This is a genomic window from Salinispora sp. CH2A1_6 (genome assembly GCF_056820975.1).
The window spans coordinates 238,003-257,036 of record NZ_JBXEDG010000010.1 but is presented as its reverse complement, the minus strand read 5'-3'; the positions used below and the strand labels follow the sequence as shown (position 1 = coordinate 257,036).

Sequence of the window (19,034 nt, the reverse complement as noted above, 5' to 3'; positions counted from 1 at the left end):
TGCCCCGTCGATGGCGAGGAGGGCGACACGATGACGGTGACGGGGGCCGATCACGGCCGGATCGACCCGACCACGATCCGGCAGATACTCGGAGACTCGCTGGGCTACCTCTACCCGGCGGCGCTGCGGGTCGCGGCCCGCTTCGCGATCGCCGACCACCTCGACGAGCCCCGCAGCGCGGCAGAGCTGGCCGCCCGCACCGGCGTCGACGCCGGACGCCTGGGCCGGGCACTGCGACTGCTCAGTACCCGCGGGGTCTTCGCCGAGGACGACGCGGGCCAGTTCCGGCTCACGCCGGCAGCACGGCTGCTTCGCACTGATGCCCCGGTGCCGTTACGGTCGATCGTGCTGCTCTTCACCGACGAGGTGTACTGGCGGCCGGCCGGGCGGCTCGACGACACGGTACGGCAGGGGCGGACCGCCTTCCCCGACGTGTTCGGTCTGCCGTTCTTCGACCACCTGCCGACCGCGCCGGAGACCGAGCAACTCTTCGCCGATGCCCTGGCCACGGTCTCGGAGCTGGAACAGGAGGCGGTGGTAGCCGCGTACGACTTCCCCACGACGGGCACTGTGGTGGATGTCGCCGGCGGACGCGGCGGGCTGCTGCGGACGGTGCTGACGGCGAACCCAGGGCTACGCGGCGTGCTGCTGGACCGCGCCCCGGTGCTGGAGCGGCACCTTCTTGACGTCCCGGCACTGGCCGGACGGTGGCGTACCGAGGCCGGCGACCTGTTCCACGCCGTCCCGCCCGGTGGGGACGTCTATCTGCTCAAGCGAATCCTGCACGACAAGAGCGACGAGGAGTCGGCTGCGGTGCTGGCCTCATGCCGCAAGGCCATGGCCAACGACGCGCGGCTGCTGGTGGTCGACGCCGTGGTGCCCTCGACTCCGGGCGCACACCCCGCCGTCGTGTCGGACGTCCTGATGATGGCCCTGTGGGACGGGCGGGAACGCACGGCCGAGGAGTTCGGGGTGCTACTCGCGGGAGAGGGCTTCCGCCTGGGCCAGATCATCCCGACCGCATCCGCGCTCTCGGTCGTGGTGGCGGTGCCGGTCTGACCTGGGCGCGCCCAGGTCAGACTCAGGAAGGCCGTGCGATGCCCTCCATGACCGACCGCGTGTCATCCGCCCAGGCGGTGGGGCGCAGGGTCTTCGGGTCGATGCGGACGTGCACCCGCCTGCCCTCGGCGTGCACGGTCTGCCCATCCCGGGACAGACAACGGAACCCGTACCCGGCGCTGGACCCGCTGAACTGATCGATCCAGAGGTGGACGGCCATGGCGCCGGTGCCCCGAAACGGCATGCGGTAGGAGATGGCGAACTCGGCCACCGCGAGAAACACGTCCGGGTGACTGTAGGTGCCACCGTCGAACGTCCAGCCGTGGGACGTCCAGAAGGTGTTGAGGGCACGTTCCACCAGAACTCCGTAGCGGCAGTTGTGCACGAGCCCCATCGAGTCGAGGTCGTCGAAGTGGATCGGAAGCAGCTCAACGTGCCCGTGATCGACCGAGAACTCGACTGACGCTGTCACCGTATCCCACCATTTCGCATTGGCGTCGATGGTTCACCATGGCGATCATCGCCGAACCCGAACCATGACGATCCGCCGCTGCGAAGTTATCAGACAAGTACGGTCGCGGTCGATGACCAGAAGTGCCGTTCGGTCGATGAGCGCGGTTGGGCAGCAACGCATGCGCCTTCCAGGCCGGGCCTGTTCGTCGGCGGAACGACCTCAGAGGATGGTTGTCCGGTCCGCCAACGTCGGGGCGGGGAAGCGCTCGCGTACGTGGGCGGGGGTGAGGGGGACCTCCTCGGCAAGCATGTCGAGGAAGGCACGGGCGATGGGGTCGGGCTGGCTGCGGGTGTACGCGGTCAGGGGGCGCAGCAGCGCGGGGTCCGGGCGGAGCAGCGCGGCGTCGAAGTGGGGAGGAACGGTGTTCCCGGGGACGAGCGCCAGGCCCAGCCCGGCGGCGGCGAAGTTGACCGCGAACGGCGCCTGCTGGGTGCGCACGGTGATCCGGGGTGGGAAGCCCGCGGCGGCGCAGGCCCGGTCGAGGAGCTGCGCCAGGCCGCTGTCGGGGGTGAAGTGCACCCATTCCCGCTCGGCGAGGTCGGCGAGGCGGACCGTGCCGCCGGAGACCGCGGCCAGGGGGTCGTCGGGGTGGGTGACCAGGAAGAACTCCTCCGCTCCCAGGTGCCGGATGGTGCCCTCCCCACTGGGCGGGGGCGGGCCGATGGCGATGTCGGCTTCTCCGTCCGCCATGGCGGCGGCGAGCTCGGTGGTGTGCCGGTGCTCGAACAGGGTGACGCGTACATCGGGGTGGCGGGTGCGCCAGAGGGCCAGCGCCGTGGGCAGGATGCCGTAGCTCACCGAGTAGAGCGTGGCCAGCTGAAGCTCGCCGGAGGCGACTCCGGTGGCACGCCGGGCCGCGGTGACGGCCCGTCGGGCGTCGGCCAGGGCCGCTCGGGCGGACGGCAGCATCGCACGCCCGGCGGCGGTCAACCGCAGGCCGCGCGGCAGGCGTTCCAGGAGGCGGCCGCCCATCTCCTTCTCGAGGGCGTGGAACTGGTGCGACAACCCGGGCTGGGTGATGTTGAGCAGGGCGGCGGCCTGGGTGAAGGAGCCCTCGTCAATAATCGTCACGAAGTACTCGAGCTGACGCAGCGTAGCCATACGCCGAGCCTATCGAGTCAGAAATATCCTACCCTTGGACGCATGGCAGTGGGGTGCGGGGAGCCCCTGGTCCTGATCTTCTTCCCTCGACGAGAAGAACGGTCAAACCAGGGGCTACGGCCGTGATCAGCCCAGGGTCGATACCACCCGACCCCAGGTAGAGATCACGTTAGTGGGAATGGTCGTACTCCTCGTCGTCCAGTTCGAGGAAGGGGTGCTCATCGAGCCGCCCGACCAGCCGGTCCTCGGCGGCGGGCTGGAACGGACCCACCGGGTCGTCATCGTCGAAGGCCTCGAGATCGACCGCGGCGTCAACCTCGCTGACCATGACGACGCCGTCCATCGGCTCCAGCTCCGGCACATCCAGCGCGGCGAGCGATCCGTCGCCGCTCTGCAACAGCTCCAGGACCGCCTCGCCGACCCCTTCGACAGGTGCCGGCTCCTCCTCATCGGGGGTCTCCGCCCGCCGGGCCGACGTGGCGGCCCGGATCAGCGCCGAGACGCTCGGCACCCGGTAGTCCCGACGCTGCCGTACCGAGATGACCCGGGGGTGGCTGTCGGCGGCCGGCGATCCGTCGGGGTTGGCGAAGCGCTCGTCGGCCTCCTCCGGGTCGATCGCCTGCACATCCCAGGGACTCACCTCGCCGAAGGCCTCCATCAGCTGCTCGTCGTAGGCGTACGAGGCGTTGTTCAAGTCGACGTATGCCTGCCAGACGGCATCGTCGTCGATTCGGCCCTGCGCAGCGCGCACAGCCGCCAGGTGGTGACGGGCCGCCTCGATGACGCGTTCGAGGGCAGTGTCCAGCTCACCATGCTGGTCGATCATGTAAGGCGTCCCTTCGGTGTTCGGAAGGCGCCGCGCCGAAGTACGGAAGCGGCTCAGCAGTTGCGGAGGAACCGGTCGAGAACCCGCACGCCGAACTGTAGTCCGTCCACTGGAACCCGCTCGTCGATGCCGTGGAACAGCGCGGAGAAGTTCAGGTCGGCGGGGAGGCGCAGCGGCGTGAAGCCAAAGCAACGGACGCCCAACCGCGCGAAGGCCTTCGCATCGGTGCCACCGGAGAGCATGTACGGCACCGGCCGGGCCCCCGGGTCCTCGGCGCGCAACGCGGCGGAGATCGCCTCGACCAGGGCACCGTCGAAGGTGGTCTCCAACGCGGGCTGGCGCTGGAGGTACTCGATCTCGATGTCCGGGCCCACCAACTCGCGCAGTTGCCGCTCCAGCAACTGCGACTGGCCGGGCAGGCTACGGCAGTCGATGGTGGCGGTAGCCCGTCCGGGAATGACGTTGTCCTTGTAGCCCGCGGCGAGTCGGGTGGGATTGGCCGTGTTGCGGATGGTCGCCCCGATGATGTTGGCGATCGGGCCGAGTTTGCCGATGGCCGCCTCCGGATCGTCCGGGTCCAGCTCGATGCCGAGTGCCTCGGACACCTCAAGGAGGAACGCGCGGACGGTGTCGGTAACGACGACCGGGAAGCGGTGCTGGCCGATCCGGGCGACTGCCTCGGCGAGGGCGGTGACGGCGTTGTCGTCGTGCACCATCGAGCCGTGCCCCGGCCGTCCCCGGGCGTGCAGCCGCAACCAGTCAATGCCCTTCTGCGCGGTCTCGATCAGATACAGCCGCTGGGTCTCGTTCACCGAGTAGGAGAACCCCCCGACCTCGCCGATGCCCTCGGTGCAACCCGCGAAGAGGTCGGGGTGGTTCTCCACCAGGAAGTGCGCGCCGTACTCACTGCCGGCCTCCTCATCGGCGGTGAAGGCGAGCACCACGTCCCGGGGCGGCCGAAATCCGCTGCGCTGCCAGTGCCGCACCACCGCCAGCACCATCGCGTCGAAGTCCTTCATATCGATCGCGCCACGGCCCCAGAGGTAGCCGTCCCGAAGCTCACCCGAGAGCGGATGCACCGACCACTCGTCGGCGTCGGCCGGTACCACGTCCAGGTGGCCGTGGACGAGCAGACCGGGTCGGTTCCGGTCGGTGCCGGGAATACGGGCAACCAGGTTGGCCCGACGGGGTGCGGATTCGTAGAGCACCGAGTCGATGCCGACCTCACCGAGCTTCTCTGCCACGTACTCGGCTGCTCGACGCTCCCCGACACTGGTGTCGTTGTCGCCGGTGTTGGTGGTGTCGATGCGCAGCAGATCCTGGCAGAGGCCGATGACCTCGTCGGTGGGCTTGGGGTGGGCACAGGCGGCGTCGCTCCTCATCGCTCCTTGATACCAGGAGAGCACCCGGGATGGGGTCGGCCCCGGATCCGACAGCTGTCGAAGGGGTCCGCGGGGTGCGAACACCGTGCCGCCGGGTAACAGACGGGTATGACCGACCTGTACCCCACCGCCGACGACCGCGAGACACTACGGCAGGCGGCCACCGCGCACACCGCCGCTGCCCGGGACGTGGAGCTCTTCCTGCGCCGCCTACCGGTGGTTCCCACTCCGGCAGACATCACCGAATACGCCAACCTGCTCACCCGGGAACGGCAGACCCGCGCCGATCGGGAGGCCGCCGCCGACGCGGCGGGCTTGACGATCACCAGCCTGGAACCCGGCGCGGATTGATCCGTCGGTGCGGGTGCCGGTGAACCCCGAAGCCGGCGCCCCACCCGACGGTATTGCCAGCGGTCAGCGTTCCACCAGGACGTCATGACCGAGATCCAGCAGGGCGTGCCGCCACCGGTCATCGGCGTTGCCCCGCGGCGGCTTCGCCGCCAACAGGTTCTCGATCTCGTCGATCGTGTCCCGCATCGTCTCGATGTCGTCCCGGGTCAGGTCCACCTTGCGTTTGGTGAGCACCCGCAGGATGTGCCGGCCCGGCTCGGGCAGGCCAAGGTCGGGGTCAGGGCCGAACGTCTCCTCGCCGGAGCCCCGGGTAAGCAGCCACTGCCGCAGCTTCTCGGACGGCACGTTGACCCGCTCGTGGAAGCTCTCCCAGAGCTCCTCCACCTGCGGATCGAGCCGCTGTTCGCGTACCATCAGCCCTCCTCTCGCGGTCCGTCGGCCGCTGCCGGGTCCGGCTCGCCGGTCCCCTGCTGCCCCGGACCCTCTGGTGGCACCTGCACCCGGGCGGGGTTCGCGGTCGGTGCGGCAACGATCGGCTCGGTCCGTTCGATGTTCTCCTGGGTCTCCTCGGGTTCGGTCATCTCCGCCTCCCGGCGCTCAACGGGGATGCGTGGTGGTGGCCGCGGTGTAGCCGCCGCCCTCGGCGACATCGATGGTCAGCTGGCCGTCACGGGCGTCGACGACCACCCGTTGGCCCGGCGACACCGCGGACTCCAGCAGCATCCGGGACAACGGGTTGTCCACCTCGCGCTGAATAACCCGACGCAGCGGGCGGGCCCCGAACTCGGGCTGGTAGCCGTGCTCGGCGAGCCAGTCGATGCCGGCACTGGTGATCTCGACATCAACATCCTGCGCGTGCAACCGACGGCGGGTCTCCGCCAACAGCAGCTCGGTGATCTGCCGCAGTTGCTCCGCCTCCAGGCGGCGGAAGATGATGATCTCATCAATACGGTTCAGGAACTCCGGACGGAAGTTCTCCTGGAGCCGACGCAACAAGCGGTCGCGGAGCTCGTCGTTCTCCCCACCCGCCGCCCCGGCTCCGAAGCCAACTGCCCGCTGGGTGCCGGTGATCAGCTCCGAGCCGAGGTTACTCGTCATGATCAGAACGGTGTTCTTGAAATTCACCGTCCGGCCCTGACTGTCGGTGAGCCGACCGTCGTCAAGCACCTGGAGCAGAATGTTGAACACATCCGGGTGCGCCTTCTCGATCTCGTCCAGCAACACCACCGCGTACGGGCGGCGCCGCACCGCCTCAGTGAGCTGCCCGGCCTCCTCGTACCCGACGTAGCCGGGCGGCGCGCCAACCAACCGGCTGACCGTGTGCCGCTCCTGAAACTCGCTCATGTCGACGCGCACCATCCGGTCGGCCTCGCCGAACAGCGCCTCGGCGAGCGCCCGGGCCAACTCGGTCTTGCCGACGCCGGTGGGGCCGAGGAAGAGGAAGCTACCCATCGGCCGATCTGGATCCGCCAACCCGGTACGGGAACGGCGCACCGCCTCGGAGACCGCGTTGACCGCGTCGTCCTGACCGACGACCTTCTCGTGCAGATGCCCCTCCAGCCGCAGGAGCCGATCCCGCTCCTCCTCGGTGAGCTGCGCAACGGGGATGCCGGTGGCCCGGGAGACCACCTCGGCGATCTCGTGCGGCCCCACCTGCGGCACCTGGTTGGCGCTACCCTCGTCGCCGCGAACCCGGCGGACCTGGGCCTCCAGGTCGACGATCTGGTCGCGCAACGTGGAGGCCTTCTCGTACTGCTCGTCCGCGACGGCCTGCTCCTTGTCCCGGCGTACCTCGTCGAGCTGGGTCTCCAACTCGCGTACGTCCGAGGCCGGGGTCCGGGTGCGCAGCCGCACCCGCGCGCCGGCCTGGTCCATCAGGTCGATCGCCTTGTCCGGCAGGTAGCGGTCGGTGACGTAGCGATCGGAGAGCTCCGCGGCGACGACCAGCGCCTCGTCGGTGAAGCGGACCTGGTGGTGCGCCTCGTAACGGTCCCGGAGGCCACGCAGGATGGCCACCGTGTCGTCAACCCCGGGCTCGGGCACGAAGACCGGCTGGAAACGGCGGGCCAGCGCGGCGTCCTTCTCGATGGTCCGGCGATACTCGTCCAGCGTGGTCGCGCCGATCACCCGCAGCTCACCGCGGGCCAGCGCCGGCTTGAGCATGTTGGACGCGTCCATGCCGCCCTCGCTGCCGGCCCCGCCCGCTCCGACCAGGGTGTGAATCTCGTCGAGGAAGATGATCAGCTTTTCGCGATGGGCCCGGATCTCGTCAATGACCTTCTTCAGCCGCTCCTCGAAGTCACCCCGGTAGCGGGTACCGGCGACCAGGCCGGCCAGGTCCAGTTGGATGACCCGCTTGCCGAGCAGGGTCTGCGGCACGTCGCCGTCGCAGATCCGCTCCGCGAGCCCCTCCACAATTGCGGTCTTACCGACACCGGCCTCACCGATCAGCACCGGGTTGTTCTTGGTCCGCCGGGACAGGATCTCGACTGCCTGCTCGATCTCGTCGGCCCGGCCGATGACCGGGTCGATCTGATCGTTCTGGGCGAGTTCGGTGAGATCCTGCCCGTACTGGTCGAGAGTGGGGGTGCCCCGATCCGGCCGCGGCCCACTTGCCGGGGCCCGGTCGGCGCTCGCCGCCTGCAACGACTCCGGCTGGATCCGGCCGGCGGCGAGCATCCGGCCGGCGGGCGACTCCGGGTTCAGCGGCAACGCCATCAGGATGTGCTCTGGCCCGATGTAGTTGGCACTCATGGCGCGGGAGAGCTGGTGGGCATCGAGCAGCGCCCGCTTGGCTGCGGGGGTGAGAGACAGGTTCGGCGGGACCTCGCCCCCCGGTGCCCCCTCACCCCGCCCGCCGAGCGCGTTGAGCAGGGTCTCGGGTTCGGCACCGGCTCGTTTGACCAGATCACGCAGGGACTGCCGTTGCAGCGCGGCCCAGAGCAGGTGGTCGGTGTCCAGGTCGGTACTGTGCCGCTCAGCCGCCCGACGTGCTGCGTCGGCGAGCATCTCTCGGGCATCGGCGGTCATCAGCCGGGTAATGTCGACCCGGTGCGCGGGCCGGCGACCACCCTCGCTCCGGCCGAAGTACCGGGCCAGGAACTCGTCCCACGGGTCGGAGCCGAAGTCGCCGGGTCCCATATCTGTCTCCTCCGCTGCTCGGCGCGGCACGGTCGCCAGGGGCTACCCGGCAGTCGTCGGGACAAACTCCGCCGGCTGGCCACCGGGGTTGCCGGGGTGTGGGCGGATCGCGTGGCAGGCTGGCGGCATGAACGGGACACCGCTGCTGATCGTGGACGCCGCCAACGTGGTGGGATCCCGGCCCGACGGGTGGTGGCGGGACCGGGTCGGGGCGACCACCCGACTGCGGGACAGCCTCACTGGCGTGCCCGATTCCGGGGTGCCCCCGGAGCTGCCGCCGCCGGTCGAGGTGGTGCTGGTGGTCGAGGGCGCGGCGCGCGGGGTGCCGGCGGTGTCGGGGGTACGGGTGGTGGTGGCCCAGCAGTCCGGCGACGATGCGGTGGTGGACCTGGTCGCCGCCGATCCGCAGCGCCGCCGGGTCGTCGTCACCGCCGACCGTGAACTGCGAGAACGTGTGCTCCGGCGGGGTGCCGAGGTGCAGGGGCCGCGCTGGTTGACCGGCCCCTGAACCCCATCCCCACGCGGCGGGGACAATCGACCTCCCCGCGCCTGCGGATGACAACCGCTCAGTAGGGTTGAATAGTGGCAGGGAGGATGTTCTCTCCCCGGTGCCGATAGGCTCTAATGGAGGCCTCCCCTTGCCCCAGGAGGTTCCGTCGTGGCGAGCGTCGCCGAGCTCAAGGCAGCCATCGATGTCGCGCTCCAACAGATCGGTGACGGCCAGAGCGCTGTGCACGCTGCCGGTGAGAAGCTGGCCGAGGCGCAGCAGACACTGGCCGGCGCGCTGGAGGGCAGCGGACACGAAACGGTGGATGCGGCGCAGGCCTCGCTGACCCAGGCGGGGCAGGAGTTGGAGGAGTGCTTGGCGGCCACACTCGTCGCGGTCGAGCAGGCCCAGCTGTACGTCGCGACCCTCTGAGCGCCGCCGTGTCCATCGTCGAAGATCTCGGCGCGCAGGTGCGCGCCGCCAGCGATGACCTGCCGCTCGGTCAACTCGCCGAGGCGCTCGAACGGTTCGGGCTGGCCGCCGAGCGGCTGCGCTGGGTACGCCAGGAATCCGCCAACCCGATGGGGGTGCCGGAGCTGTCCAGCGCCGTCGAACACGCCGAGTCCGCCGGCTACGCGCTGCGCGTCGCCCAGGAGCAGCTGACGGCGTACCTGGCCAGGATCGGGCTGGCGGCCGACGACTCACCCGCGCCACGCACCACCCCCGAGCGGCGACCGGCACACGACGCTCCCCGTGGTGCCATGCCACCGGAGACGGCCACCGTCCCGCCAGTCCCGGCCGCCGCACCCCGGTGGTGGGCTGTCCGGGTCGCCGAGTTGACCGGTGGCGGGAGCGTGTCGGGGCAACCGGATGCGGCGATCGCCGACTCCAACGTGCTGCTGCGCCGAGTCGTCCACGAGGTCCGCGCCGGTAGCCGGGAACGACTCCGCGTCGAGCTGGGCCGCGCCCACGCCGACGTGGGGTTGGGGTTGGCCGCGTTGGCCCCTCCCCTGCTGCGGGAACTGGCCGGGGAGTTTCTTGGGCACCCGCCCCGGGCCGAGGATTTGCCGCGGCTCCGCCAAGCCCTGGACAGCCGGACCCGCGACCTGCTGCCGGGCCTGCCCGCGCCGGTGGTGGAGACGCTGCTGGCCCGGGTCTGCCGGATGCCGCCGCCCCGCCGGGACGACCCCGAACAGCCACATGCCGCCGACTCGGCGGTCACCGCCGGGGTGCTGACCGGCGTCCTGCTCGACCGGCTCGGCCGCGAGCTACCGACTCCGGCGGAGCGCGAGCGCCGCACCGACGACGCGCGGACCCGGCCGGCGGCGGTGGACGACCAGCGGCGAGCCGCCGCGAACCACGACCGGCAGGCCGACGCCGAGTGGGGGCGGCGCGCCGCCGTCATCGGGCAACAGGCTGCCAGCCGCCAGCGGCCGGCTGCCGGCGGACGCCGCAGTGGCCCACTCCCGGCCGAGAGTCGGCGCGGGGCGCCCGACACCATGCGTCCCTCGTCTCGACGGGACGCCGATGGCTGACCGGCGGGCGCAGCTCGCCGCCCGGGTCCGGCAAACCCTCGGCGAGGCCCTCGGCGCGACGCGGACCCGGCTGGCGGCGGCGCAGACCGAACTCGCCGCCGAGCGGGGCCGACTCGACCGCGTCCGCCAGGCGGCCGCCGCGGTGCCGGCGCGGGTCGGCGCGGAGCGAGACCGGCGGCTCGCCGAGATCGACGCCCAACACTCAGCCCGGATCGCCGAGCTTTCCCGGCGAGCGGCTGAAGCAGCTCGCCGGGAGGCCCCCGGCGCGGCGACCGCCGACTGGCCACAATGGCGACCGACCCCCGCCCGCCGGACGGAGCCGCCCGGCCCGCTCCGGGTCGGCACGCTCACCGTCCCGGGCGGGGAGCCAGTGCCGGCGCTGGTGCCGCTGCTCGACGCCGGGCACGTCGAGCTGACCGGAGGCGACCGGGTGGCGGGCGAGACGGTGGTGGCCGCGCTGCTGCTACGGGCGGTAGGCCGGACAGACCCGGGTGCGGTCCGGTTGACCGGGTACGACCCGGAGCGGCTCGGGGGCGGTCTGGCCGGTTTCGCGCCGCTGGGCACCGCCGGACTGCTGACCTTCGTCGGCCCCGGTGGGCTGGGCCGGCTCCTCGACGGCCTCGTCGACGAGATCCACCGGATCAACTCGACCGTCCTGGCCGGGGAACACCGGTCCCTACGCGAGCTGGCGGCAGCCACCGGTCGTCGTCCCGAGCCGTGGCGGGTGGCGGTACTACTCGGCGGGGAGGAGCCGTCTCGGCACGAACGTGGGCAACTCGACCGGGTGGTCCGCACCGGCGCGGCGTGCGGCGTGCACCTGGTGGTACGCGGCCTGGCGCTGCCGGAGGACGCCACCGTGGCCCGGATCCGCGTTGAACCGGGCCGGGTCGAACTCGCCGGTGCGCCGCCGGTCACGCTCGACCCGGCGCCCCCGGCGCCCCTGGTCACCGAGACCTGCCGGGCCGTCGCCGCCCAGGTCAACGCCGGCCCGGAGCCGACGCCCTTCACCGATCTGCTGCCACCGCCGGAGCAGATGTGGGGGGAGGACTCGGCGGCCGGCCTGATCGCGCCAATCGGCGAAGGAACGGACGGCCAGCCGGTGCTGGTCACTCTCGGCGACTATCCGCCGCACGCGCTGATCGGTGGCCCGTCCGGCACCGGCAAGACAAATCTGATCTTTGCCTGGATCGGTGCGCTCGCCGCCCGTTACTCCCCGGCCGAGTTGGAGTTCTACCTGCTCGATTTCAAGGAGGGCGTCTCCTTCGCCCGGTTCGCGCAGGGTCGCCGCGACCCGAGTTGGCTGCCGCACATGCGGCTGGTCGGGATCAACGTCAACACGGACCGGGAGTTCGGTCTCGCCCTGCTTCGCTTCCTCGCCGAAGAGCTGCGTCGGCGCGCCGACGCAGCAAAGGAACACGAGGTCACGAAGCTCGCCGAACTGCGCGCGGTGGATCCAGCCGGACGCTGGCCGCGGATCGTCGCCATGGTTGACGAGTTCCAGATGCTGCTCGCCGGCCGGGACGCGGTCGCCCGGGAGGCCGCCGACCTCCTGGAGGACCTGGCCCGACGCGGTCGCTCGCAGGGCATCCACCTGGTCCTCGCCTCGCAGGATGTCCGGGGAATCGAGGCGTTGTGGGGGCGGCCGGCCCTGGTCGCCCAGTTCACCCTCCGCATCGCCCTACCCAAGGCGCTGCGGATCCTCGCCGAGCGCAACGACGCCGCGCAGTCACTACCCCGCCACCACGCCGTGGTCAACGCCGAGTCGGGCCTGGCCGAGGGGAACGAGATCGCCCGGATCCCGTCGGCGAGCGACTGGGAGACGTGGAGCGGGCTGCAGCACCGACTCTGGCGGATGCGCCCTTCGGATGCCGCCCCGGCGCGGCTCTTCGATGGCGACGCGATCCCCCGGTTGACCGACGCCCCGGACTACCAGGCGCTCGCCGCACCGGAGACCGGGACCCCGCGCGCCCCGACGGCGTTACTCGGCGAGATCATCGACGTACAGGCCCGTTCGGCGGTGCTTCGACTGCCGCGCGCACCCGGTCGCAACCTCGCCGTGCTGGGCACCCGCGTCGACGAGGCCTGCGCCGTACTCGCCGCTGCGGGCCGGTCGCTCGCCCGGCAACACCAGCCCGGAACGGCGCGGTTCTCCATCGCCTGCCTGGATCCGGATGCCGACTCCGCCGCCCGTTCCCTCTACGCCGACCTCGCCGACGATGCCGCTTGGTATGACGAGGAGACCGTGACCGAACTGATGGCCGAGACGACCGCCGGGCTGGGCGCCCCTGGGGTCGGCACCCCCCACTACCTGCTGCTGTTCGCGGTTGACGCGGCGGCCGGGGCGCTCTCCGCCCGGGTCGGCGGCCAGACCGGGCTGGAGCAGCTGCGTCGCGTCCTCCACGACGGGCCTGAGCGGCGGACCCATGTACTGGCCTGGTGGCGGGGAGTCGCGCGGATGCGGGCCGACCTCGGCGGACCGGCCGCCCGTACCGACCAGGTGGGCGCCTGGGTGGCGCTCGACACGCACGGTGGGGAACTGGGCGCCTCGCTCTACCCCGGTACCGGCGGGCCGGACTGGTACCCCCGCCCGTGGCGGGGCCTCTTCTTCGACCGGGCGGTCCACCGCACCGGGCAGACGATCATCCCGTACGGGCACCAGCGGTGAATCAACCAGTGCCGAGCGAGTCGTATCCGGCGCAGGTACGACGACTGGCTGACCTGACCGAGCAGGTGTCGGCGCAACGGGCCGAGGCACACACCTGGTACGAGCAGCAGTGTGCAGCCGCGCGGCGCGCCGTGGCAAACGCCGAGGACCAGGTCCGTCACGCGGAACGGGAGGTGACAGCAGCACGCGGGCTGCAAGAGCGGGTCGAGGCTGAGGTCCGGCTGTTGTGGCAGGAGCTACGCGGGCGGTTTCGGTCGGCGGGCCGCCGGATGGGCGGGCCCCCCGGCCCGGTCAACGGCGCCGCCGGGAATCCCCTGCCGATGTTGGCCGCGGTGCGGGACCTCCTGGCCCGTACCGGTCAACCCGGTGAGCTGCCCGGATCCACCAATCCGCTGTTGGCCGTCTGCGGCTTCGGCGGTGCGCTGGTCACCTACGCCCTGGGCACCGTCGCCCGGACTGCCGGCGACCGGTACGGCGGGGACCTGGCGGTCGGGCTGCCGGTGCTGGCGCTGGTAGTGACCTTGCTCGGCCCGCTGGCCGGCCTGGTCCCGGCGAAGGTTCTCGCCGACCGGCGCCACGCGGTGCTGGGCCCGCGCCCGATGGCCGTGGTGGTCGTCGCCGGACTGCTGGCGACGGGGCTCCTGGTCGCCGTGGCCCGCTGAACCGGTCAGTGGCGGTGGCGTCAGGCCATCCGCCGCGACCCCCTCGGGCCGGCTCCGGCAGCTGTCCTGGGCAGGTACGACGACCGCCTCCCGGAGCAGGCGACGCACGAGGGTGACCCGGTCGGTGTCGTTGACCAGGCCGGGCAGGTCCCCGACCCGGCTGACCTCCGCGAAGAGCAACGCGCGCAGGGCCGGGGCACACATCTGCGGCAGGGTGATCGTACGGTCGAAGACCCGCAGCGTGACCCGCTCTCCCGCCGGTGTGAGCTGCCACCGTAGGCCCGGGCGGAGAGTGACCCGGCTGTCCGGGCCGAGCGCGCCCAACGCGGCCGTCTGGGCAAGGGGGTACAGCGGAGCCGGCCGGGCCGCCGGCCATGCGCGCTGCCGCAGCCGGGCGGCGAGCACTGCTGGATCGACGCGGCGCAGCCAGTCCCGCAGTACCTCCACGGTCTCCGTCAACTCGGGCTCCACCGCCGCCGGGTCGGAGACGTCAATTCCGAATGGCAGGGTGGCCCGCAGCCGCGGCTCCTCGGCGGCGAGCGCGAGCAGCTCCTCGACCAGCGTGTATCGAGTCAGTGCCCGAACGCCGACGGTCAGGTGAAGTGAGCTGCGTTCCTGGGCCTTGGCACTGTGCAACCAGCCACGGGGCAGGTACAGGGCGTCGCCGGGGCCGAGCCGCACGTCGAGGGTAGGTGTACCGGTCGCGGTCGCGGAGACCTCATCGGCCCGGCCGCCCCACGGCTGCCGCTCCAGCGGATCGGGGAGCACCGGGGGATGGATTCGCCAGTGCTTCTCACCATCCACCTGGAGGACGAATACGTCGTGCGTGTCATAGTGAGTGGCGAATCCCTGGCTGCCGGCAGGAGTCAGGTAGGCGTTGGTTTGCAACGGCTGCCCGACCGCCAGGCCGAGTTCCCGGGTGAAGTCGATGAGTGCCGGCCAGATTCGGTGCAGGCCTTGCAACACCAGGGTGGCGCCGCTGGCGTACAGGTCGAGAATCCTCTCGTCGAGGACCTGGTCGGCGATCTCGGCGCCCGCGCCCCCGCCACCGGTGTAGCGGGCCGCCGGCACCAACACGCCGTCCTGCGCCACCCGCAGGAACGGGGTCCGCAAGCCGCGCCGACTCAGCAGTTCGTCCGCGTCGGCCGGGCTGAGGAGGTCGCGAAAACCACTCTGGTTGGGAAGTTCGTCGGCGCGGGACAGCAGCGGCATCCGTCCCCAGTGCACGGCGGCGAACCTCGCCGGCCCGGCCGAGATGCACCGGGCCAGCGCCGACGGCGACCCCACGGGACGCGCCGAGCCCTCGGTGGCGAACGCGGTGACCAGGCGAGCAGGGCCGCCCGGCGAGTCAGGGTACGGCACAGCGCGGTTCAGCCCGCGCTGCCGTCGGCACCACCATCATGCTGGCCCGGAGTCGCCCCACCGTCCGCCGGACCCTCCGCACTGCCGTCGGCACCACCATCATGCTGGCCCGGAGTCGCCCCACCGTCCGCCGGACCCTCCGCACTGCCGTCGGCACCACCATCATGCTGGCCCGGAGTCGCCCCACCATCCGCCGGACCCTCGAGGCCGGTGCCGCCGGAGGTCGTCATGTCGTCGTCGTTGAATGCCATGGGTGCTCCTCGGCTGTGCCCCGTCCGAACGCCGGGGTCCGTCGTGCGGCGGGTGTGCCCCACCTCCGGCCCTCCCCACCACACGGTAGCCGTCCCAGGACTCCGACGCTGGTGGTTCGCCAGTCAACGGCACCAACCACGGACCGTGGCTACTCAGCGCTCTCTCCACCGCCGAACGTCGGGTCCCCACCGGCCATCGTCGTCTCGCCGCGGGGGGCCCACCGGGCCGCGGTGTTGTCGCACCGGGCTGACTCCGCCGGGTCGCTTCGCCCGTCGCCGACCGCCGGGTGTCCCGACAACGTGGACAACGCCGCCCTGACGGCGCTCCGGTCTCGTCTGCACCGTCACCGTCCAGTCACCTCCGTCTACTCCGGCCGCGCCGTCGCGGCGCGGCGGGTCAGGCCGCGCGGCGCTCCCGGGTTTGTTTGCAGGTCACGCAGGTCGTCGCCGACGGGAAGATCTCCAGCCGTTCCACCGGAATGGACGCGCCACAGCCCTCACAGAAGCCGTAGGTACCCTCTTCCAGCCGGGTCAGGGCGTGCTCGAACTGTGCCCGGCGGTCGAGAATCGTGCGCAACAGGGACTGCGCGGTGTCCCGCTCCGCGGTCTTCGTGCCGCTGTCGGCCTGGTCATCGCCCGCGGTGTCCCCGACCTCCACCAGACGCAGCACCTGACTCTGCACCACAGCCTGCTCATACTCGGCGGCGAGTTCGTCGTAACGGGCCTGCAGGGACTGCCGGATCTGATCGGCTTCCGCCTGGGGTCGGGGCGTGTCGACCGGGTCGTGGACGAGCATTGCTGCCTGCCTTCCTGAGGGCCTCCCGGTCCACCGGACCGGTGCTGATCGTCGCTGCACGGGTGGCGACCCGTGTGGTGAGCCGACCGAATACCCCGCACCGCCACGAACCAAACGCCGTCTGACCGGCTACTCGGGCCCCGCCCGGCGCCCCGGCAGCGCCAGGGCGGGCTCTTGCCTCCGTCAACCGCTGCGGTCGATGGTCACCCGGGCGTCGTCGGCGAGCCGGTAGCCGACCCCGTAGACGGTGGTGACCAGGGGGACGTCCACACCGACCTTGCCCCGCAGCCGGCGCACGTGCACATCCACGGTGCGCACCCCGGCGTGCTCATAGCCCCAGACCGCATTGAGCAGTTGTAGCCGCGTAAAGACCCGCCGGGGGTGGGCGACCAGGTGCAGCAGCAGATCGAACTCCAGCCGGGTCAGCGACAACGGCTCGCCGTCGCGCAGCACGGACCGGGAGGAGGCGAGGATGTGCAGGGTGGGGATGGTTGGGGCGAGCGACCGGCTCGGTGGGCGGGCGGTCGGGACTGGCTCCACCCGCCGGTCCGAAAGCCCGTTGCCGGTCATGGTGACCGTGCTGTCTCCACCCTCCATCAACTCTCGGGCCGCGTCCAACAGCCGCCGGGCCGCCGGGTTCAGCACCTCGTCGCTGGCCAACGGGATCGACAGGGTCACCGTGAGGACAGGGGGAACCGTGTTGGTGGGACGGCGCTGACCACCCGGAGGGCGACCGGGAACAGCGGGTTGGGACGAATGCCATCCGGCGCGCGACGAGGCGGGGCTGACCGACATGGTCCTCCTTGGCTGGTCCGGGTATCTCCCCAACGGCCCGGGACGCCGCTTCACCGATGCTTCCCGGCACCCGTTCGGGGGTCAAGGGGCAGCTGCGTTCCATGGATGTGACAGTTGACTAACACATCGGAGCGAGATGCTCGCTCTGCGTACGAGGTCAACTGATTACAGCAGAGCCGCTGCGAGGACCCGATCCGGGGGTCCCTCCCGCGTTCACATCTGCGGGTGCCAGGCCCACCACCCCGGGGCGCCCGGTGCTCGGCAGGGTATACAGGGATGGTGGAGGATTCGCTCGCCCAGCGGCAACGCGCCGCCGCCGCCGCGCTGCTCGCCGCCCTGGACGAGCCGGAACGTGCCCGGGCAACCCACCGGTTCGACGACCTGAGGGCACGGCGCTGGATCGAGTACCGGCCCCGGCCCCGGCCCGGCGTCTGCCTGGCCGACCTGCGCCGCGCTGCACGGAAGAACACCCACCGACTCCTGGCGAGCGCCCTGAGCCCGTCGGCTTATGCCCAGGCGGTGACGATCATCGGCTTGGAGGAGGTGCTGGACCGAGCCGAGGGGGGACGCCGCGGCCGACACAGCGACGACTACTGGGTGGCGGTCTTCGGTGACCCGATCCAGGACGAGGCGTGGGGGTGGCGGGTCGAGGGGCACCACCTGTCGATCAGCATGACCATCGTCGCCGACCAGGTCTCCCCCGCTCCGGTCTTCTTCGGGGCGAACCCGGCCGCCGTCCGGTGGGCCGGCCGGCCGGTCACCCGCCCGCTCGGCCCCGAGGAGGACCTGGGCCGGACGTTGCTGGATTCCCTCAGCCCGCGACTACGGGCGACGGCCGTCATCGCCGATGCGGCCCCCAGCGACATCATCAGCGCGACCCGACCGCGCGTGGACACCCCAATGGCTCCCCTCGGCATCTCCGCCGACCAGCTGAGCCCCACCGGTCGAGCCCTGTTGGACCAACTTGTCGCTCTCTACCTGGAACGGTTCCCGCCGGAGTTGGCAGACCGGGAGGCCCGTCGGCTCGCCGGGTCCCCGGTGCACTTCGCCTGGGCTGGACCGAGCTGGCCGGGGCAGCGGCACTACTACCGCCTACACGGCGACGACCTGCTGATCGAATACGACAACACCGCAGACGACGGCAACCACGCCCACACCGTGCTTCGCCGCCCGAGCAGCGACTTCGGCGCCGACCTCCTGGCCGCCCACCACCGGGTCGCGCACTGACAGTTTCGGCGAGTCCCGCCGGAAGTCACCCCACCGCGCGGCTCCGGCACGGCTAGTTGTCGCGAGGCCGCGAAACCGTGGTAACCAACCGCTCGGCCACCTCTCGCAGGGGGATCCCGAGCGAGGACGCCGCGCCACGCAGCACCGTCACGGCCTCCTCCGCCCGGCATCCCCGCTGGGTCATGACGACACCGATCGCCTGGCCAACAACACTCTCGCCGAGCAGCGCCAGGTCGACCTGACCGGCCTCGGCCACCGCCCGCGCCCGGTCCCGTACCGCGGCGAGCAGTAGACCAGCGTGCTCGGCCACGAGCATCGCGGTCAGCTGGTGCCGGGGGGTGAGCACCTCCCGAGCCCCCGCATAGAGGTTGAGCGCGCCGATCACCTGTTCGTCGATGTCGACCGGCGCGGAGATCACGGCCGACACCCCGAGTGCACGGGCGCGCCAGGTCCACTCCGGCCATCGTGTCTCGGTGCTCAGTCGCTCCGCGATCACCAGCTCCCGCCGTCCGATCGCCGCCATCGCCGGCGAGTCCGGGCCATGCCGCAGGTCATCGAGCTCGGCGAGCCGGGTGTCGGAGGTCACCGCTCCGGCCGGTTCCCCCGCGCGTAGGGAGGTGAAACCACACCAGTCGACCCCCGCGACGCCATCCCGGGCGATCCGGACGAGGAGGATCAGCGCGGCGTCGAGGTCGGTCGCGCCGATCAGCTCGGCGGTCAGCTCCCGGAGTAGTCCCGCGGTCTCCAGGACACCGAGCGTCTCCCCAACCGACTCCCGCATCTCCAGGTTCACCCGACCCACCTCCATTGCGCGTACGCCACACGTCTCACCACCACCGGACCGCCGGAGCGCGGACCTGTCCCGACTCCGCGGCCCCGG

19 protein-coding genes and 1 pseudogene are annotated in these 19,034 nt (G+C 71.5%); 8 read left to right on the top strand and 12 right to left on the bottom strand.

Annotated elements, in window-relative coordinates:
* Positions 1-30 precede the first annotated feature (30 nt).
* On the top strand, positions 31-1,059 hold the full coding sequence (locus AC1UKG_RS14685; RefSeq protein WP_018742620.1) for a methyltransferase: 1,029 nt from the start codon (positions 31-33) through the stop codon (positions 1,057-1,059).
* 22 nt (positions 1,060-1,081) lie between these two features.
* Here AC1UKG_RS14685 and AC1UKG_RS14680 read toward each other — a convergent pair whose 3' ends face one another.
* From AC1UKG_RS14680 to AC1UKG_RS14665, 4 genes are all read right to left on the bottom strand, one after another.
* Positions 1,082-1,531: a thioesterase family protein gene (locus AC1UKG_RS14680; protein WP_018742621.1), complete on the bottom strand. Its 450-nt coding sequence runs from the start codon at positions 1,529-1,531 to the stop codon at positions 1,082-1,084.
* 201 nt (positions 1,532-1,732) lie between these two features.
* Positions 1,733-2,674, bottom strand: a complete 942-nt coding sequence (locus AC1UKG_RS14675) for a LysR family transcriptional regulator (protein WP_018813478.1) — start codon at positions 2,672-2,674, stop codon at positions 1,733-1,735.
* Between the two features lie 169 nt (positions 2,675-2,843).
* On the bottom strand, positions 2,844-3,500 hold the full coding sequence (locus tag AC1UKG_RS14670) for a hypothetical protein (protein ID WP_018742623.1): 657 nt from the start codon (positions 3,498-3,500) through the stop codon (positions 2,844-2,846).
* Between the two features lie 53 nt (positions 3,501-3,553).
* Positions 3,554-4,882, bottom strand: coding sequence for a M20/M25/M40 family metallo-hydrolase (locus AC1UKG_RS14665; RefSeq protein ID WP_029122992.1), 1,329 nt, complete (start codon positions 4,880-4,882; stop codon positions 3,554-3,556).
* A gap of 108 nt (positions 4,883-4,990) precedes the next feature.
* On the opposite strand from AC1UKG_RS14665, the gene AC1UKG_RS14660 reads away from it, so the two are divergent.
* Positions 4,991-5,233 carry a hypothetical protein gene (locus AC1UKG_RS14660; protein WP_018742625.1) on the top strand — a complete coding sequence of 81 codons (243 nt, stop codon included), beginning with the start codon at positions 4,991-4,993 and terminating at the stop codon, positions 5,231-5,233.
* Between the two features lie 63 nt (positions 5,234-5,296).
* On the opposite strand, the gene AC1UKG_RS14655 is transcribed toward AC1UKG_RS14660, so the two are convergent.
* From AC1UKG_RS14655 to AC1UKG_RS14645, 3 genes are read right to left on the bottom strand one after another with little or no spacing between them, the layout of a single operon-like run.
* The gene (locus AC1UKG_RS14655) at positions 5,297-5,647 is read right to left on the bottom strand and encodes a DUF3140 domain-containing protein (RefSeq protein WP_018742626.1); all 351 of its coding nucleotides are present in this window, start codon (positions 5,645-5,647) and stop codon (positions 5,297-5,299) included.
* Positions 5,647-5,814 carry a hypothetical protein gene (locus tag AC1UKG_RS14650; RefSeq protein WP_018742627.1) on the bottom strand — a complete coding sequence of 56 codons (168 nt, stop codon included), beginning with the start codon at positions 5,812-5,814 and terminating at the stop codon, positions 5,647-5,649. Before AC1UKG_RS14650 ends, AC1UKG_RS14655 begins: the two co-directional genes overlap by 1 nt.
* Before the next feature lie 16 nt (positions 5,815-5,830).
* Complete coding sequence (locus tag AC1UKG_RS14645; protein WP_018813476.1) at positions 5,831-8,374, bottom strand: ATP-dependent Clp protease ATP-binding subunit; 2,544 nt, start codon at positions 8,372-8,374, stop codon at positions 5,831-5,833.
* A 127-nt stretch (positions 8,375-8,501) separates the two neighbouring features.
* On the opposite strand from AC1UKG_RS14645, the gene AC1UKG_RS14640 reads away from it, so the two are divergent.
* The 5 genes from AC1UKG_RS14640 to AC1UKG_RS14620 all read left to right on the top strand — a co-directional run bounded on the left by AC1UKG_RS14640 (position 8,502) and on the right by AC1UKG_RS14620 (position 13,723).
* Positions 8,502-8,882 carry a hypothetical protein gene (locus AC1UKG_RS14640; protein ID WP_018742629.1) on the top strand — a complete coding sequence of 127 codons (381 nt, stop codon included), beginning with the start codon at positions 8,502-8,504 and terminating at the stop codon, positions 8,880-8,882.
* Between the two features lie 150 nt (positions 8,883-9,032).
* Complete coding sequence (locus AC1UKG_RS14635) at positions 9,033-9,293, top strand: hypothetical protein (RefSeq protein WP_018731041.1); 261 nt, start codon at positions 9,033-9,035, stop codon at positions 9,291-9,293.
* Positions 9,294-9,301: 8 nt separating this feature from the next.
* Complete coding sequence (locus AC1UKG_RS14630; protein ID WP_482642514.1) at positions 9,302-10,396, top strand: hypothetical protein; 1,095 nt, start codon at positions 9,302-9,304, stop codon at positions 10,394-10,396.
* The gene (locus AC1UKG_RS14625; RefSeq protein WP_018742631.1) at positions 10,389-13,061 is read left to right on the top strand and encodes an FtsK/SpoIIIE domain-containing protein; all 2,673 of its coding nucleotides are present in this window, start codon (positions 10,389-10,391) and stop codon (positions 13,059-13,061) included. The genes AC1UKG_RS14630 and AC1UKG_RS14625 overlap by 8 nt, the downstream gene beginning before the upstream one ends.
* Positions 13,058-13,723 (top strand): hypothetical protein, encoded by a 666-nt coding sequence (locus AC1UKG_RS14620; protein ID WP_475889463.1) that lies wholly within the window; start codon positions 13,058-13,060, stop codon positions 13,721-13,723. The genes AC1UKG_RS14625 and AC1UKG_RS14620 overlap by 4 nt, the downstream gene beginning before the upstream one ends.
* A 69-nt stretch (positions 13,724-13,792) precedes the next feature.
* Here AC1UKG_RS14620 and AC1UKG_RS14615 read toward each other — a convergent pair.
* The 4 genes and pseudogenes from AC1UKG_RS14615 to AC1UKG_RS14600 all read right to left on the bottom strand — a co-directional run.
* A pseudogene (locus AC1UKG_RS14615) lies at positions 13,793-15,085 on the bottom strand (cupin domain-containing protein); the annotation flags it as partial.
* A gap of 8 nt (positions 15,086-15,093) precedes the next feature.
* The gene (locus AC1UKG_RS14610; RefSeq protein ID WP_018742633.1) at positions 15,094-15,336 is read right to left on the bottom strand and encodes a hypothetical protein; all 243 of its coding nucleotides are present in this window, start codon (positions 15,334-15,336) and stop codon (positions 15,094-15,096) included.
* A 397-nt stretch (positions 15,337-15,733) separates the two neighbouring features.
* Positions 15,734-16,132, bottom strand: coding sequence for a TraR/DksA family transcriptional regulator (locus tag AC1UKG_RS14605; protein ID WP_018731046.1), 399 nt, complete (start codon positions 16,130-16,132; stop codon positions 15,734-15,736).
* A 183-nt stretch (positions 16,133-16,315) separates the two neighbouring features.
* A complete protein-coding gene (locus AC1UKG_RS14600; RefSeq protein ID WP_018742634.1) occupies positions 16,316-16,810 on the bottom strand; it encodes a winged helix-turn-helix domain-containing protein in 495 nt (164 codons plus the stop codon).
* A gap of 396 nt (positions 16,811-17,206) precedes the next feature.
* On the opposite strand from AC1UKG_RS14600, the gene AC1UKG_RS14595 reads away from it, so the two are divergent.
* Positions 17,207-18,154 (top strand): DUF3500 domain-containing protein, encoded by a 948-nt coding sequence (locus AC1UKG_RS14595; protein ID WP_026271156.1) that lies wholly within the window; start codon positions 17,207-17,209, stop codon positions 18,152-18,154.
* Between the two features lie 52 nt (positions 18,155-18,206).
* Here the strand turns inward: AC1UKG_RS14595 and AC1UKG_RS14590 are convergent, their stop codons facing one another.
* On the bottom strand, positions 18,207-18,947 hold the full coding sequence (locus AC1UKG_RS14590; RefSeq protein ID WP_475889460.1) for an ANTAR domain-containing protein: 741 nt from the start codon (positions 18,945-18,947) through the stop codon (positions 18,207-18,209).
* Positions 18,948-19,034 lie beyond the last annotated feature (87 nt).

Bases quoted from the DNA above. Each gene is read 5' to 3' on its own strand.
- AC1UKG_RS14645 (WP_018813476.1), bottom strand. From the start codon at position 8,374: ATGGGACCCGGCGACTTCGGCTCCGACCCGTGGGACGAGTTCCTGGCC.
- AC1UKG_RS14665 (WP_029122992.1), bottom strand. From the start codon at position 4,882: ATGAGGAGCGACGCCGCCTGTGCCCACCCCAAGCCCACCGACGAGGTC.
- AC1UKG_RS14685 (WP_018742620.1), top strand. From the start codon at position 31: ATGACGGTGACGGGGGCCGATCACGGCCGGATCGACCCGACCACGATC.
- AC1UKG_RS14610 (WP_018742633.1), bottom strand. From the start codon at position 15,336: ATGGCATTCAACGACGACGACATGACGACCTCCGGCGGCACCGGCCTC.
- AC1UKG_RS14625 (WP_018742631.1), top strand. From the start codon at position 10,389: ATGGCTGACCGGCGGGCGCAGCTCGCCGCCCGGGTCCGGCAAACCCTC.
- AC1UKG_RS14655 (WP_018742626.1), bottom strand. From the start codon at position 5,647: ATGGTACGCGAACAGCGGCTCGATCCGCAGGTGGAGGAGCTCTGGGAG.
- AC1UKG_RS14670 (WP_018742623.1), bottom strand. From the start codon at position 3,500: ATGATCGACCAGCATGGTGAGCTGGACACTGCCCTCGAACGCGTCATC.
- AC1UKG_RS14640 (WP_018742629.1), top strand. From the start codon at position 8,502: ATGAACGGGACACCGCTGCTGATCGTGGACGCCGCCAACGTGGTGGGA.
- AC1UKG_RS14605 (WP_018731046.1), bottom strand. From the start codon at position 16,132: ATGCTCGTCCACGACCCGGTCGACACGCCCCGACCCCAGGCGGAAGCC.
- AC1UKG_RS14675 (WP_018813478.1), bottom strand. From the start codon at position 2,674: ATGGCTACGCTGCGTCAGCTCGAGTACTTCGTGACGATTATTGACGAG.
- AC1UKG_RS14660 (WP_018742625.1), top strand. From the start codon at position 4,991: ATGACCGACCTGTACCCCACCGCCGACGACCGCGAGACACTACGGCAG.
- AC1UKG_RS14650 (WP_018742627.1), bottom strand. From the start codon at position 5,814: ATGACCGAACCCGAGGAGACCCAGGAGAACATCGAACGGACCGAGCCG.